Raw genomic sequence first — 14,043 nt, forward strand, 5'->3', positions numbered from 1 at the left:
CGATTCCTTACGAAAGTACGGGCCCGGTCCGCGGACGGGCAGGCAATGGCGTGACCGCGAAGAATGACGGGGCAAGGCGCCCCGGCGAGACCGGCAGTGACAAGGACTTGCGGCGGCGCGGCGCTCCAGGATGGCGGACAGCGGAACGCCGGCAAACCCGGTTGCGATTCACGCCGCGTGGACTGCAGCGCACTGCGCCCGTTCACGCGAAACGGCAACCGATGATTCGGGATGCAGCGCGTACGGCCATTACGCGGTCGAATTCACATGATAAGCAAGATGCTCGCCCCCGGCGTGCCAAACGCTGCCGGGAAACTTGATCGAAATCGCAATTCAAGATATTTGCACCGTATAAATGCGCGCCAGGCAATGCCTGTGCGGCTATTTTCCGATGCAAGCGTGAGTGCGCAGGTGCGCTGGCGGGCGCTGCCGCACCTGCGCGGCAGCGCCCGCTTATCTCCAGCTTGTCATCCGCTTGTTGCCCGTGAAAGCTGTGGAGTCAGGCCGCCTGCGGCTCCTCGTGACGCACGAGCATGACCGGACGGTCGGCCATGCGCAGGAACGACTCCGCCACGCTGCCGAGCAGCAACCGCTTCATGCCCGACAAGCCGCGCGTGCCCATCACGACGAGGTCTGCCTCATCTTCCGCTGCGATGCGGTAGATCACTGCCGCAACTTCCTCGCCCATCGAGTCGGCGGCGCGCGCCGTGCCCGTCACGCCGGCCTGCGCGAACACCGTCTTCGCTTCCTCGAGTGCGGCGGTGGCGACATCGGCCTCGGCCGACTGGCGCGTCTGCTCCTCCGCAAAACCGGTACTGATATCGACGAGACGCGCCGGATGCTGGACCACGCAGAGCGCCTCTACGGCCGCACCTGTCGCCTTGGCGATCTTTACGGCCTCGTCGAGCGCGCGGCGTCCGCTACGGCTGCCGTCGACGGCCACCAGAATCAGCTTGTACATTGTTACCTCCCGGGCCAGGCCCATGATGCGCGGCATCCGCCGTGCGCGGCCCCGGTCGTCCGAGGCGCGCGCGACGGCCTTGCCGGCCGTTGCGTCCCACGCGAGCCGCCTTGCAGGCTCGCGCAATCGAAAAACTGCCTATTCGTTCGCATTCACTGGTCTTCGTTGCTACTCGCTGGTCGCCGCGGGCACCAGCGCGCCCACGGGCGCGAACAGCAGCGCTGCGTCGAGCGGCTCAGGCGGTGCTTCGTCGCTGCCGCCTGCCCACGCCGCGCCCAGGCGCCGGGCGAAACGCTGCGCGTCGTGGTCGCCGGGACGCGTGAACGCATAGACCATGCGCCCCTGGTGCCGCGCGATCTGCGCGACGATGTGCGCCGCCGCGCCAAATCCATAAATGCCGATACAGGGTGCAACGCCAGCCAGCGCGAGCGTGCGATAGCCGATCAGCCCCGCGCACAGAAGCGGTGCGGCTTCGACATCGCTGTATTGGCGAGGCAGATGGAAGCAGTAATGGGCATCGGCAACCGTGCGTTGCGCGTAGCCGCCGTCGATCGTGTAGCCCGTGAACCCGGGCGCGTCGCAGAGATTTTCGCGGCCGCGCTGGCAAAAGCGGCAATGGCCGCAGGTGTGGCCGAGCCAGGGCACGCCCACGCGATGGCCCGGCGCGAAGCCCGTGACGCCCGCACCGAGCGCCGCCACCGTGCCGACGATTTCGTGGCCGGGAATCAGCGGACGTTTCGGCTGCGTCAGGTCGCCGTCGACCACATGGAGATCGGTGCGGCACACACCGCACGCATGAACGTCGATGAGCAGTTCGCCCGCAGCGGGAACCGGATCGGGCAGGTCCGCCTCTCGCAGCCGCGGACTCGTACCGTCGAACAGCATGGCGCGCATCGCCGTCCTCCCGTTGATCGGAGTTGGTGCATCAGCTGCCGGCCGAAGTGAGTGCTTTAGCTGTCGGGCGCAATGAGTGCTTTGGCACTGACTCCGGCCCCATGCAGCGCGCTGACTCCGCCGCACACAAAACTCGCGTTTCACGTCCCGGAAGGCGCTCAGGAAGCTCGGCGCAGCGCACACCGCGCGCGGGGACGCATCATCCATGTTACGCGGTCGGCGCGCGCACGGCGACGAGTGCGCGCGGACACCCGGAGGAAGCGCTCCCAGCGATCGTGGGACCCTGCCTCCGACCGACAGCTTTGCATGGGATGGAACCACGCTCCATCGACCAGGAGCAGCAAATGAGCCCGATCAGCCCTGAAGAAGGCATGGCGAGGCGCTTCAAGCAGTTCAGCTCGAAGCCGTGATCGATCGCGTGGATGGACTCGCGCAAAGCGCCGAGCATGTGCGGCAGACGCTGCACGACAAGCTCGCCGCGCACCGCCCGCTCGTGGACGAATACGGCGACGACATGCCCGGGATCCGCAACCGGCGATGGTCGCGCACGAACGCGCCTGCGCCGGGTGGCAATGACCGGGAACGCGCGGGACGAAGGATGATGCGGGCCACACGCGCTCTGCTGGCCGTGTGGCTCGCGCGCGAGGCGCTCAGTGCGGCACGGTGCGTCCGAACACGCGCACGAACGCGGTGACGAACAGGTCGAGCCGCTCCGAGTCGAGACAATCGATGCCCGCCGCGCCCACCCGCCCGCTGCCGCCCGGGAACGCACGGCAGAGCTCGTCGGCGCCACGCGGACGCACGAGCGGCGCGCGCACGCTCACCGCGTAATTGCCGTCGGGATTGACGCTCAGCACTGCATGGGCACACGCCGGCTCCTCGATCGCGAGGGCATTGGCGAACACGCCGCGCACGCGACGCGCCCAGGGCTCGTCGGGGAGCACGCACACGCTGCCGTACTGCACCGTGAACAAGGGTGTGATCTCCTGCGCGCGTTCGAGATCTTCGCGGCGGCACGCCGAAAGACGCGCGACGAGCGGCTCCGAGACCACGAAGTCGAACGGATCGGCGTAACGCTTGAGCGTCTCGTAGAGCGTGGCAGGCGCGATGAACAGGTCTTCGACACTGTCGCCGTAGGCGTTGTAATTGATCGACTCACCCAGCTCGCACAACTGTGCGGCCTGCGCTTCGTCGAGCCCGGCTTCGCGCGCGAGCTCGTGCGCGGTGGCCTGCAGGTTGTCGCCGAACGCCGCCGCGATCGCCCACGGCCGGTACTGCCCGCGCAGATGGCGGTCGACCAGCACGCTCGTGCAGACCTGCGCCGTGGTGTCGATATGCGCGGCGAGGTTGAGGTTCATCGGCAGCTCGCCCGCGTGGTGATGATCGAAGTACTCGACGTGGACGCCCTGTTCGAGCAGCGCGCAAAGCGCTTCGCGGTTCGCGTCGAACGAAATGTCGAGCACCGTGAGCGAGTCGCCGGGCCGCGCCTGGACGCGCTTGACGAGCGCGATGTCGCGCTTCGTGCCCGTGACGAGCGTGGCCTCGCGCGGCCGGGCGAGGCGAAGCTGGTGCAGCGCGCAGATACCGTCTGCATCACCGTTGAATACGTCGAAATGCGCCATGTCCTGTGGGTTCCGTTGCGTTGAGCTTCACAGTATCGCGCACCCAATGCGAATCCCACAAAGGGCGGATTTGACCGATCACAGCGAAGGGTGATTCGCACACCACATCACACAACTTCGCGCCCAGCAATTCACGCAGATGGACTGACAACGACATACCGCCTCGAGCCAGCCTGCATGCTCAAGCGTCTGGCGGACTCATCAGCCGCCGCACGCTTGCGCAGCCCGATCTGCCTGCGGACGCTCAGGTGCGGGCCAGCGGCCAGCGCAGCGAGAAAGCGACCGGAAAGCGCGGCGCCTTGCGTCCGGCCGGCGCGCGCCACGGTTGCATGCGCGCGCTCATGGCCGCGCACATGGCGACGCCTTCTTCGCCGTAGAGGCGCTCCATGGCCTGCTGCACGAGGCCGGCGTCGTACCACATCTTGAAGCGACGATGGCAGGTGCGGAAGTCGGGGTAGCGCTCGGGCAGCTTCGCCCAGACGGAGCCCGTTGAAAGGACCCACAGAATGGCTTCGAATACGGCGCGCGAGCAATGCGCGGGACGGCCGCGGCGCGGACCGCTGGAACGGATTTCATGGAAGAGCGGTTCGACGTTGCGCCATTGGGCGTCGCTAAGCTCCATCGAGGGACGAGGCTGCATCTGATATTCCAAGTTAGGTTGTCTGACACACAACGACTAAATTAGCCTCACGTCCTCGGGGAAAGTATCGGACTATGCCTAAAACGGTCTGAAAATTAGCGTGACGGTAAAGTCGGCATGGCATTGCACCTGCCTGGCCGTGCTTTCGAAATCTTGCTATTGCAACGGTGTCGTTTCGGCCCGTAACGCTAAAAAGCCGCGCTAAACTGGGACATTCCGGACTCGACGGTGCAATTCCAATGGCACGCTTACCTGTTTCGCCCGCGAAAACCGGCCGCATTCGCGTCGGCATCGGAGGATGGATTTATCAGCCGTGGCGCGGCACGTTCTATCCCGAAGGGCTCGCGCAGCGGCTCGAACTCGATTATGCGAGCCGCCACCTCACCTCGCTGGAAATCAACAGCACGTATTACGGCGCACAGCGCCCCACGAGCTTCATGCGCTGGCACGACGAGACGCCTGACGATTTCGTGTTCTCGGTGAAGGGCCCGCGCTTCGCGATGAACCGCCGCGTGCTGGCCGAGGCCGGCGCCACGATCGAGCGCTTTCTGGCCGGTGGCGTGCTGAATCTGCGCAACAAGCTCGGGCCGATCAACTGGCAATTGTTGCCGGGCAAGCGCTTCGATCCAGAGGACTACGCACGATTTCTCGAGATGCTGCCCGTCGAAGCCGATGGGCAGGCGCTAAGCCATGCGCTGGAGGTCCGGCACGAGAGTTTCTGCACGCCGGAGTTCGTCGCGCTGGCGCGGCAGCGCGAGGCCGCGATCGTGGTGTCCGGCGATTCGGAGTACCCACAGATCGCCGACGTTTCGGCGCCCTTCGTCTATGCCCGCATCATGGGCACGGCCGATGGCGAGCCCCTCGGCTATTCGCCCGCGGACCTCGACCGCTGGGCCGAGCGCGCGCTCACGTGGGCACAGGGCGGCAACCCTGGCGACCTCGCGACCTTCGACGCACCGCTCGCGGCCACGGCCGCACGCGACGTCTATCTCTACGTGATCAGCGGCTACAAGGAGCGCAATCCCGCCGCCGCGATGGCGCTGATCGAGCGCCTGCGCGAGCGCGGCGCGCAATGAGCACCAGAAGCGCATCGAGCGCGCCGACCGCACTAGACGGGCGGTGCGCAGCGGGATCGATCTCGCTGCGCACCACGCGTTGGGCGACGCTCAAAGCTGCCGGCGCATTTCCGCCGCTGGCAGCTTCATCATCTGCCGGTACTTCGTGACAGTGCGGCGCGCCACGCGCACGCCCTGCTTTTCCAGCTCCTGCGTGAGCACGACATCCGAGAGCGGATCGCGCGGATTCTCCGCGTCGATCATCTCCTTGATGAGCGCGCGCACCGCGGCGGCGGAACAGGTGCCGCCCGTGCGCGTCTCGAGCTCGCGCGGGAAGAAGCGCTTGAACTCGAAGATGCCGCGCGGCGTGGCCATGTACTTGTTGCCGGTCGCGCGCGACACGGTCGACTCGTGCAGGCCGAGCTCGTCGGCGACATCGCGCAGCAGCATCGGGCGCAGCGCGATCTCGCCATACTGGAAAAAAGCCTTCTGGCGCGCGACGATGCATTCGCCCACGCGCAGGATCGTCTCGCAGCGCTTGTGCGCGTTGCGAATCAGCCAGCGCGCTTCCTGCAGTTGCTGCGCGAGCGGCGAGCGGCTCGTCTGCTCCGAGCGCGCGAACAGCTCCGCATAGAGCTTGTGGATGCGCGCGCGCGGCTCGATGGCCGGATTGACGCTCACCACCCAGCGGCCGCGCACCTGGCGCACGATCACGTCAGGCACCACATAGCCGCCGTCCGCGCGACCGTAGTGATTGCCCGGCTTCGGATCGAGGCGCCGCACGAGTGCGCTCGCCGCCTGCAGCGACTGCGCATCGCAGCCCAGCTGACGTTGCAGCTCGCCGTGCTCGCGGCGCGCGAGACGCTCCAGATGCCCGGTGACGATGCGATGCGCAAGCTCGCGGTACGGGGTGTCCTCGGGCATCGCTTCGAGCTGCAGCGCAAGGCACTCCGCAAGCGAGCGAGCGCCGATGCCGGGCCGGTCGAGCGTCTGCACGACGCGCAGCGCGACGCGCAGGCGGTCCTCATCGAGCGTGTCGCCTATGCCCTCGACGCCGGCGAGATCGGCGAGCTCCTGACGCAGATAGCCGTCGTCGTCGAGCGCCTCGATCACCACCTGGACCGCTGCGCGGTCGCGGTCTTCGAGCGGCGAGAGCCGCAGCGCCTCATGCAGCTGCTCGCGCAGCGAGATCGGCACGCGCACCCAGTCGGCGGCATCGGCTTCGCCGTCTTCCGAGCCGCGATAGCCAGACGACGCGCGCAGCGCACCCGGCAACGGCAGCTCGGAGGCGTACGATGCGCCGTCGTCGCTGTAGCCGGAAGCTTCGTCGCTGTACGCAGTCGGCTCGCCGCCATAGCTCGCGGCATCGGGTGCCATGCCGCCGTCCGCGGCACTTTCCATGCCGCCGTCCAGGTCGCCCTCGGGCGCATTGGCGGAGGCTGCGGGCGCGACGCTCGTGGCCGCGCCAATGCCGGCGGCGCCTTCGGCGGCCTCGGCGGCTTCGCCAGTCTCCTGGGCGGGCGGCACATATTCGAGAAACGGATTGGTATCGAGCGCTTCGCGCAGCTCCTGCTGGAATTCGAGCGACGATAGCTGCAACAGGCGCACGGCCTGCTGCAGACGCGGCGTCAGCGCCAGATGCTGGCGTGCGTGTAACGCGATGGAAGGCATGGCTGTCCTGTTCTTGAATTTGATGTGAATGGCCCAGTCCACGCAACACTCATGCCAGTTTTTTCAAGCACTTGTTTTATAACGGGATCGACTCTTGCGACGAAGCAATTCCGGCTCCCGGACCCGCCGTGCAGCGAACGTTTTTACAATCGCCCGAACAAAATTGCGTGCCTGATTCCGTGCTCATTGCGTGCTCATTGAGTACACATCGAGCCCTCGTGCCCCCCAATCCGCCTCGCGCGGCCATGCCTGAATCCCACATAGTGCGCGCCGTAGCGCCGCCACGCTGGCCGCAATTGGCGCGGCGCGGCATGGACCTTGCGCCACGCTTGAGCGAACACCAACGGAAAAGGAGAAACGCATGAAGCGCATTCCAATGCTCAAGACCGTTGCAGGTGTGGCCTGCATGACTTTCGCGCTCGCTGCCGGCGCGCAGACGACCACGACCGCGCCTTCGGCACCGCCCTCGGGCAGCTCCGAAAGCATCGGCCAGCACGTTGACGACACAACCATCACGACCAAGGTGAAGACCGAATTGCTGGCCGCCAGGAACGTGAAGTCCGAGCATATTCACGTGAAGACGCGCAAGGGCGTCGTGTCGCTCACGGGCACCGTGCCGAGCGCGGAGGATCGCGACAACGCCAAACAGGTGGTCGAAGGCGTGTCGGGCGTGAGCTCGGTGAAGAACCACTTGAAGGTGGCGGCAGCGGAATAACCGTGGACTAGCCGCGCTTTAACCACGTATTGGCCGCGTATTGGCCGCGCATGGACTCGCCATGCGCGGCGCTCGCCGTGACTGCCGCCCACCGGCGGGCGTGCCACGGCGCCATGCAGCGGGACGCGTGCGGCGCGCGCCCCCCGCTGCTCTTCGCTACGTCCCTCAGCGCTCCTCGCGCTGCGCGTCGCGCAACTGCGCAAGCCGCGCGTCGCCCTGGCGCGCGAGCATCCAGCCCGGATATTCGGCGGGCAAGCCGCTCACGTCGTCGAGAATCGCGAGCTCTTCCGTGGAGAGCCTCACCTTGGTCGCCGCAACGTTGTCGTCGAGCTGGTCGGTGCGCTTCGCGCCGACGATCACCGTCGTCACCGCGCGCTGATGCAGGAGCCATGCGAGCGCGATCTGCGCCACCGAAACCCCCTTGCTCTCGGCGATCGGGCGCATCGCGTCGATGCAATCCCATGCGCGCTCGCGCTCCACGGGCGGAAAGTCGAACGTCGTGCGGCGGCTGCCCGCCTCGCCCTGGCGGTCGCGCCCATACTTGCCGCTCAGGAGGCCGCCCGCGAGCGGGCTCCACACCATCAGCCCGAGCCCTTCACTCGCGAGCATCGGCACGATTTCGCGCTCGAGATCGCGGCCCGCGATCGTGTAATACGCCTGCAGCGACTCGAAGCGCGCGAGCCCGTGGTGATGCGCAATGCCCAGCGCCTTCACGATCTGCCATGCGGCCCAGTTCGAGACGCCCACGTAGCGCACGTAGCCCTGCTGCACGAGCGTGTCGAACGCGCGCACGGTCTCTTCGATGGGCGTGACCGGATCGAAACCGTGAATCTGGTACAGGTCGATGTGATCGAGCTGCAGGCGGCGCAGGCTCGCCTTCACGCCCTCCATGATGTGATAGCGCGTCGCGCCGCGCTGGTTCGGCGAGGGGCCCATCTCGCCGAGCACCTTGGTCGCCACCACGACCTGGTCGCGCACCACCTTGAGATTCTTCAGCGCCTGGCCGGTCAACTGCTCGGAAATGCCTTGCGCGTAGATGTCGGCGGTGTCGATGAAATTGATGCCCGCATCGAGCGCGCGGCCGATCAGGCGTTCGGCATCGGTCTGCTGCAGATCGCCGATCTGGTTCCAGATGCCGGCGCCGCCGCCGAAGGTCATGGTGCCGAGGCAAAGTTCGGAAACGAAGAGGCCGGTACGGCCAAGAGGATGCATTCGCATGGGGAAACTCCGACGTGGACCGAGGGAACATCCAACAACGGGGCAGAGGATACTGCGTTCAAGCAAGACGTGCCCGAGGTGCGCCTCAGGCGTTTCGACGTGCGGGGCTTGGGTACGCTTGTGGGCAAGCCCCGCGGCCGCGCAGGCCGCCGCGCTCCCGAAGCGCCGCCTGGCAGCCGCGCGCGAAACCTGCCAGACTGGCCTTTCGCGATGTCTTTCGTGCTGTCTTTCCCCACCCATCCGATGAACCGCGCAAGCCCCACGAGCCGTATCTGCCGCACGCGCCGCGCGTCTTGCAGCCCGGCACTTGAAACCCGCGCGGCGCGCCCTCAAACCTTGTGCGCATGAGCCTGCTTTCGCCCGCCTCCGTCCAGCCCGATTCGCCCAGATCCGCGCTCAACGCGCCAGACGCCCCCAACGCCGCTGATCTGGAGGATCCGCTCGCGCTCTTCCATCCGGCCGTGGCCGCATGGTTCCGGAGCAGTTTCCCGGTCCCCACCCCCGCGCAGCGCGCCGCGTGGCCGCTCATCGCGGCCGGCCGCGCGACGCTGGTGGCCGCGCCCACCGGCTCGGGCAAGACACTCACGGGCTTTCTCACCGCGCTCGATGCGCTCGTGCGCGAAGGCCTCGCGAACGGCGGCGCGCTGCCCGACGCCACGCTCGTGGTCTATGTCTCGCCGCTCAAGGCGCTCTCCAACGATATCCACCTGAACCTGGAGCGCCCGCTCGAAGGCATCCGCGCGGAGTTGGCGCGCCGGGGCCTGCCGCCCGTCGAGATCCGCGCTGCCGTGCGCACCGGCGACACGCCGCAGCCAGAGCGCGCCGCGCAACGCAAGCGCGCGCCGCATATTCTCGTGACCACGCCCGAGTCGCTCTATGTGCTGCTCGGCTCGGAGTCGGGCCGCCGCATGCTCGCTGGCGCGCGCAGCGTGATCGTCGACGAAATTCATGCGCTCGCGGGCAACAAGCGCGGCGTGCATCTCGCGCTCAGTCTCGAGCGCCTCGACGCGCTGTGCGGGCAGCGCCTCCTGCGCATTGGGCTTTCGGCCACGCAAAAGCCTGTCGAAACGGTCGCGCGCTTTCTGGTCGGCATGGGCAGCGACGCCGCAGCGCCGCCTGCGTGCGCGATCGTCGATGCGGGCCATGTGCGTGCGCGCGACCTCGCGCTCGAAGTGCCGCCCGTGCCGCTCGAGGCCGTCATGGCCAACGACGTGTGGGAGCGCGTGTACGACCGCATGGCCGAGCTCGTCGCGCAGCACCGCACGACGCTCGTGTTCGTGAACACGCGCCGCATGGCCGAGCGCGTCGCGCGCCATCTCAGCGACCGCCTCGGCGCCGAGGTCGTGGCCGCGCACCACGGCAGCCTCGCGCGCGAGCATCGCTTCGACGCCGAGCAGCGCCTGAAGCGCGGCGAGCTGCGCGTGCTGGTGGCCACGGCCTCGCTCGAATTGGGCATCGATATCGGCGACGTCGATCTCGTCTGCCAGATCGGCTCGCCGCGCTCGATTGCGGGCTTCCTGCAGCGCGTCGGGCGCTCGGGGCACCAGGTCGGCGGCATGCCGAAGGGGCGGCTCTTTCCGACCTCGCGCGACGACCTCATCGAATGCGCGGCGCTGCTCGACTGCGTGCGGCGCGGCGAGCTCGACCGCCTCGCGCTGCCGCACGCGCCGCTCGACGTGCTGGCGCAGCAGATCGTCGCCGAGGTGGCCTGCGAGGAATGGTCTGAGGACGCGCTCTTCGCGCTCGTGCGCCGCAGCGCGCCGTTCGCGCAGCTCGAGCGCGCGCGCTTCGACGCGGTGCTGCGCATGCTCGCCGAGGGCTACACGAGCCGCCACGGGCCGCGCGCCGCGTATCTGCACCGCGACGTGGTGAGCCAGACGCTGCGTGCCCGGCGCGGCGCGCGCCTCGTCGCGCTGACCTCGGGCGGCACGATCCCCGACAACGCCGACTACGCCGTGCTGCTCGAACCGCAGGGCGTGCAGATCGGCACCGTGAACGAGGACTTCGCCGTCGAAAGCCTCGCGGGCGACGTGTTCCAGCTCGGCAACGCCTCGTACCGGATCCTGCGCATCGAGGCGGGACGCGTGCGCGTGGAGGACGCGCAAGGCCAGCCGCCGAACATCCCGTTCTGGCTCGGCGAGGCGCCGGGCCGCAGCGACGAGCTCTCGTTCGCGATCTCGCGCTTGCGCGCCCAGATCGAGACGGCGCTTGGCGCGCACCCTGTTGAGGACGCGGCGAGCGATCTCCCCCAGAACGCCCGGCCCGGTATCGCCGAGGGCGCGAACGACAGCGCAGACGCCGCGGCGAGCCCAGGCGTTGCGGCGAACGCCGCCGCCATCGAGCGCGCCACGGCATGGCTCGCCGCCACGCTCGATCTGGACGACGCCCCCGCGCGCCAGATCGTCGAGTACCTCGCGCGCGCCCGCGCCGCGCTCACCGTCCTGCCGACCCAGGACACGCTCGTGATGGAGCGTTTCTTCGACGAGGCGGGCGGCACCCAGCTCGTGATCCACGCGCCGTTCGGCAGCCGCGTGAACCGCGCGTGGGGCCTCACGCTGCGCAAGCGCTTTTGCCGCCAGTTCAACTTCGAGCTGCAGGCCGCCGCCACCGAGGACGCGATCATCCTCTCGCTCACGCACGCGCACAGCTTCGCGCTCGACGAAGTGTGGCGCTATCTGCATTCGAACAGCGCCGGGCATCTGCTCGTGCAGGCGCTGCTCGACGCGCCGCTCTTTGGCGTGCGCTGGCGCTGGAACGCCACCACGGCGCTCGCGCTGCCGCGCCAGACCGGCGGGCGCAAGACGCCGCCGCAAATCCAGCGCATGCGCAGCGAGGACCTGCTCGCGGCCGTGTTCCCCGACCAGGTCGCGTGCGTCGAAAACCTCGCGGGTGAGCGCGAGATTCCGCGCCATCCGCTCGTCGATCAAACCCTCGACGACTGCCTGCACGACGCGATGGACACCGAAGCATGGCTCGCCCTGCTGCGCCGCATCGAGTCGAATGGCGTGCGGCTCGTGACGCGCGAGCTGCCGGCGCCCTCGCCGCTCGCAGCGGAGATTCTGAGCGCGCGCCCCTATGCGTTCCTCGACGACGCGCCCCTCGAAGAGCGGCGCACGCAGGCGGTGCTGTCGCGGCGCTGGAGCGACCCCGAGTCCACGGACGACCTGGGCGCGCTCGATCCCGAGGCGATCGCGAGCGTGCGCGAGGAGGCCTGGCCCCAGGTGCGCGATGCGGACGAACTGCACGACGCGCTCAACACGCTCGGCGCGCTTGCGCAAAGCGAGGCGGACGCGCACGGCTGGAGCGCATGGCTCGCCGAGCTGGCCGCCGCCGGGCGGGCGACGCGCATGCCGGTCGCGCAACACGACGCGCTGTGGGTGAGCATCGAGCGACTCGCCTGCGTGCGCGCGATCTATCCTCAGGCGCAATGCGAGCCGCCGCTGGCTGCGCTCGCTGGCGTCGAAGCATCTCGCGATGAACCGTGGAACGAGGACACCGCGCTGGTGGAGATCGTGCGTGCGCGGCTGTCCGGATTCGGACCCCTAACGGTTTCGCAAGTGGCGCGGCCGCTCGCGCTGGAGGCGAGCGTGGCAGCGCTTGCGCTCACCCGGCTCGAAGCCGAAGGCACGGTCATGCGCGGCCGCTTCACGCCGGGCGCGCGCGAGGAAGAATGGTGCGAGCGCCATCTGCTCGCGCGCATCCACCGCTACACGGTCCGCAAGCTGCGCCGCGAGATCGAGCCGGTCGAGCGTCAGGATTTCATGCGCTTCCTGTTCGAGTGGCAGCACGTGGGCGCCGACGCGCGCGGCTCGGGCCGCGACGCGCTTGCGGCCATGCTCGAACAGCTCGAAGGCTGGGAGGCTTCGGCGCTTGCGTGGGAGGACGAGATCCTGCCCGCGCGCATCGACGATTACACGCCCATGCTGCTCGACGAGCTGTGCCGCTCCGGGCATCTCGCGTGGGCGCGGCTACCCGCGCGGGCCGCGGCATCGACGGTGCGCAGCACGCCCGTCGTGCTGCTGCCGCGCCGTGAGCTCGCGCGCTGGACCGCGCTCGTCGAGGCCCCCGAAGCGGCAGAGCTTTCGGCGCGCGCGCGGCGCGTCCATGAAGCGCTGCTGCGCCACGGCGCGATGTTCTTCGACGAACTGGCCGCCGATGCGCACCTGCTCGGCGTGGAGCTGGAGAACGCACTGGGCGAGCTGGTGGCCGCGGGGCTCGTGAACGCCGACAGCTTCGCGGGGCTGCGCGCGCTGGTCCGCCCCGCGGCGAAGCGCCATGCGCAGCACGGACATTACGGACGACGGCGCCCGCGCGGCTTCGGGCCGCTCGTGGGCGGCATGGCCGATGCCGGGCGCTGGGCGGTGCTGCGGCGCGTCGCGTTGCCCGCTGCACAGGCGGCGCCGGCGTCGGCGGAGGATCGTGCGGCCATGGATGTCGTGTTGGGTTCGTCGGCACAGGGAGACGCAGCGGCGACGGTCGCAGCGAGCGAGATGCAAGCGGTGCGCGCGACGCGCCTGGCAACATCGCCGACACCATCGCGCCGCCCGCCAGCCGACCCCGCTCTGCTGGAGCACGTCGCGCACGTGCTGCTGCGCCGCTATGGCGTCGTGTGCTGGCAACTGCTGGCGCGCGAAGCGCCCTGGCTGCCGCCGTGGCGCGATCTGCTGCGCGTGCTGCGGCGCATGGAGGCGCGCGGCGACGTGCGCGGCGGCCGCTTCGTCACGGGCCTCTCGGGCGAGCAGTTCGCCCTGCCGGAGGCCGTCGCGCTGCTGCGCGAAGTGCGCAGGCGCGGTAGCACAGGCAGTCCGGCGAACGGGGCACCGGGCGCAGAAGGCGCGCTCGTCTGCATCGCCGCCTCGGATCCGCTGAATCTCGTCGGCACCGTGTTGCCTGGGGAAAAAGTACCCGCGGTCGCGGGCAATCGCATCGTGTTTTGGGATGGCGCACCCGTCGCGACGCTGATCGCGGGCCGTTGCGAGTTTCTCGGCGATTTCGACGAGGGCACGCGCGCCGCCCTGCGCACGGCCCTTGGTCGCTCAGGAAGCGTTGCGTCGAGCGCCTAGCGGCGGCACCGCGAGTTCCGTTTTCGGTGCCACGGTGAACGTTGTCGGGGGGTGCGAGCGGGATGGGCTGTTAGTTGCGTAAATTAAAGTGCCGGCGAATGTCGGCCGTTAGTTGCACACATATCCGCGCAGGCACGGCCAAGGCATGCTCCACCTCAACCGTGCTTCCCCCTCTGCGCGTCCCCGCAGTACCACACGAACCAC

Annotated in this window: 8 protein-coding genes and 1 pseudogene; 3 read left to right on the top strand and 6 right to left on the bottom strand. The window is 68.7% G+C overall.

Translation table 11 applies throughout. From position 1 onward, the window contains the following. Positions 1–499: 499 nt before the first annotated feature. From EYW47_RS00755 to EYW47_RS00770, 4 genes and pseudogenes are all read right to left on the bottom strand, one after another. A complete protein-coding gene (locus EYW47_RS00755) occupies positions 500–961 on the bottom strand; it encodes a universal stress protein (RefSeq protein WP_133192980.1) in 462 nt (153 codons plus the stop codon). 180 nt (positions 962–1,141) lie between these two features. Then, positions 1,142–1,855 (bottom strand): annotated as a pseudogene (locus tag EYW47_RS00760) (alcohol dehydrogenase catalytic domain-containing protein); the annotation flags it as partial. A 650-nt stretch (positions 1,856–2,505) separates the two neighbouring features. Further along, positions 2,506–3,477 carry an acetyltransferase gene (locus tag EYW47_RS00765; RefSeq protein WP_133192981.1) on the bottom strand — a complete coding sequence of 324 codons (972 nt, stop codon included), beginning with the start codon at positions 3,475–3,477 and terminating at the stop codon, positions 2,506–2,508. 244 nt (positions 3,478–3,721) lie between these two features. Beyond that, the gene (locus EYW47_RS00770; protein WP_133192982.1) at positions 3,722–4,117 is read right to left on the bottom strand and encodes a transposase; all 396 of its coding nucleotides are present in this window, start codon (positions 4,115–4,117) and stop codon (positions 3,722–3,724) included. A 239-nt stretch (positions 4,118–4,356) separates the two neighbouring features. Here EYW47_RS00770 and EYW47_RS00775 point away from each other — a divergent pair, with 239 nt between their 5' ends. Continuing rightward, entirely contained in the window at positions 4,357–5,193 is an 837-nt protein-coding gene (locus tag EYW47_RS00775) for a DUF72 domain-containing protein (RefSeq protein ID WP_133192983.1), read from the top strand. Positions 5,194–5,283: 90 nt separating this feature from the next. Here the strand turns inward: EYW47_RS00775 and EYW47_RS00780 are convergent, their stop codons facing one another. Continuing rightward, positions 5,284–6,843: an RNA polymerase factor sigma-54 gene (locus tag EYW47_RS00780; protein WP_133192984.1), complete on the bottom strand. Its 1,560-nt coding sequence runs from the start codon at positions 6,841–6,843 to the stop codon at positions 5,284–5,286. A 361-nt stretch (positions 6,844–7,204) separates the two neighbouring features. Between EYW47_RS00780 and EYW47_RS00785 the strand changes: the two genes are divergently transcribed. Continuing rightward, positions 7,205–7,558 (top strand): BON domain-containing protein, encoded by a 354-nt coding sequence (locus EYW47_RS00785; RefSeq protein ID WP_133192985.1) that lies wholly within the window; start codon positions 7,205–7,207, stop codon positions 7,556–7,558. Positions 7,559–7,723: 165 nt separating this feature from the next. Here EYW47_RS00785 and EYW47_RS00790 read toward each other — a convergent pair whose 3' ends face one another. Then, positions 7,724–8,776 carry an aldo/keto reductase gene (locus EYW47_RS00790; protein ID WP_133192986.1) on the bottom strand — a complete coding sequence of 351 codons (1,053 nt, stop codon included), beginning with the start codon at positions 8,774–8,776 and terminating at the stop codon, positions 7,724–7,726. A gap of 344 nt (positions 8,777–9,120) precedes the next feature. Here EYW47_RS00790 and EYW47_RS00795 point away from each other — a divergent pair, with 344 nt between their 5' ends. Beyond that, positions 9,121–13,839: a DEAD/DEAH box helicase gene (locus tag EYW47_RS00795; protein WP_133192987.1), complete on the top strand. Its 4,719-nt coding sequence runs from the start codon at positions 9,121–9,123 to the stop codon at positions 13,837–13,839. Positions 13,840–14,043: the final 204 nt, after the last annotated feature.

This window comes from Paraburkholderia silviterrae (assembly GCF_004353915.1).
Lineage (GTDB): Bacteria > Pseudomonadota > Gammaproteobacteria > Burkholderiales > Burkholderiaceae > Paraburkholderia > Paraburkholderia silviterrae.

Bases quoted from the DNA above. Each gene is read 5' to 3' on its own strand.
- EYW47_RS00755 (WP_133192980.1), bottom strand. From the start codon at position 961: ATGTACAAGCTGATTCTGGTGGCCGTCGACGGCAGCCGTAGCGGACGC.
- EYW47_RS00780 (WP_133192984.1), bottom strand. From the start codon at position 6,843: ATGCCTTCCATCGCGTTACACGCACGCCAGCATCTGGCGCTGACGCCG.
- EYW47_RS00765 (WP_133192981.1), bottom strand. From the start codon at position 3,477: ATGGCGCATTTCGACGTATTCAACGGTGATGCAGACGGTATCTGCGCG.
- EYW47_RS00770 (WP_133192982.1), bottom strand. From the start codon at position 4,117: ATGCAGCCTCGTCCCTCGATGGAGCTTAGCGACGCCCAATGGCGCAAC.
- EYW47_RS00785 (WP_133192985.1), top strand. From the start codon at position 7,205: ATGAAGCGCATTCCAATGCTCAAGACCGTTGCAGGTGTGGCCTGCATG.
- EYW47_RS00775 (WP_133192983.1), top strand. From the start codon at position 4,357: ATGGCACGCTTACCTGTTTCGCCCGCGAAAACCGGCCGCATTCGCGTC.
- EYW47_RS00790 (WP_133192986.1), bottom strand. From the start codon at position 8,776: ATGCGAATGCATCCTCTTGGCCGTACCGGCCTCTTCGTTTCCGAACTT.
- EYW47_RS00795 (WP_133192987.1), top strand. From the start codon at position 9,121: ATGAGCCTGCTTTCGCCCGCCTCCGTCCAGCCCGATTCGCCCAGATCC.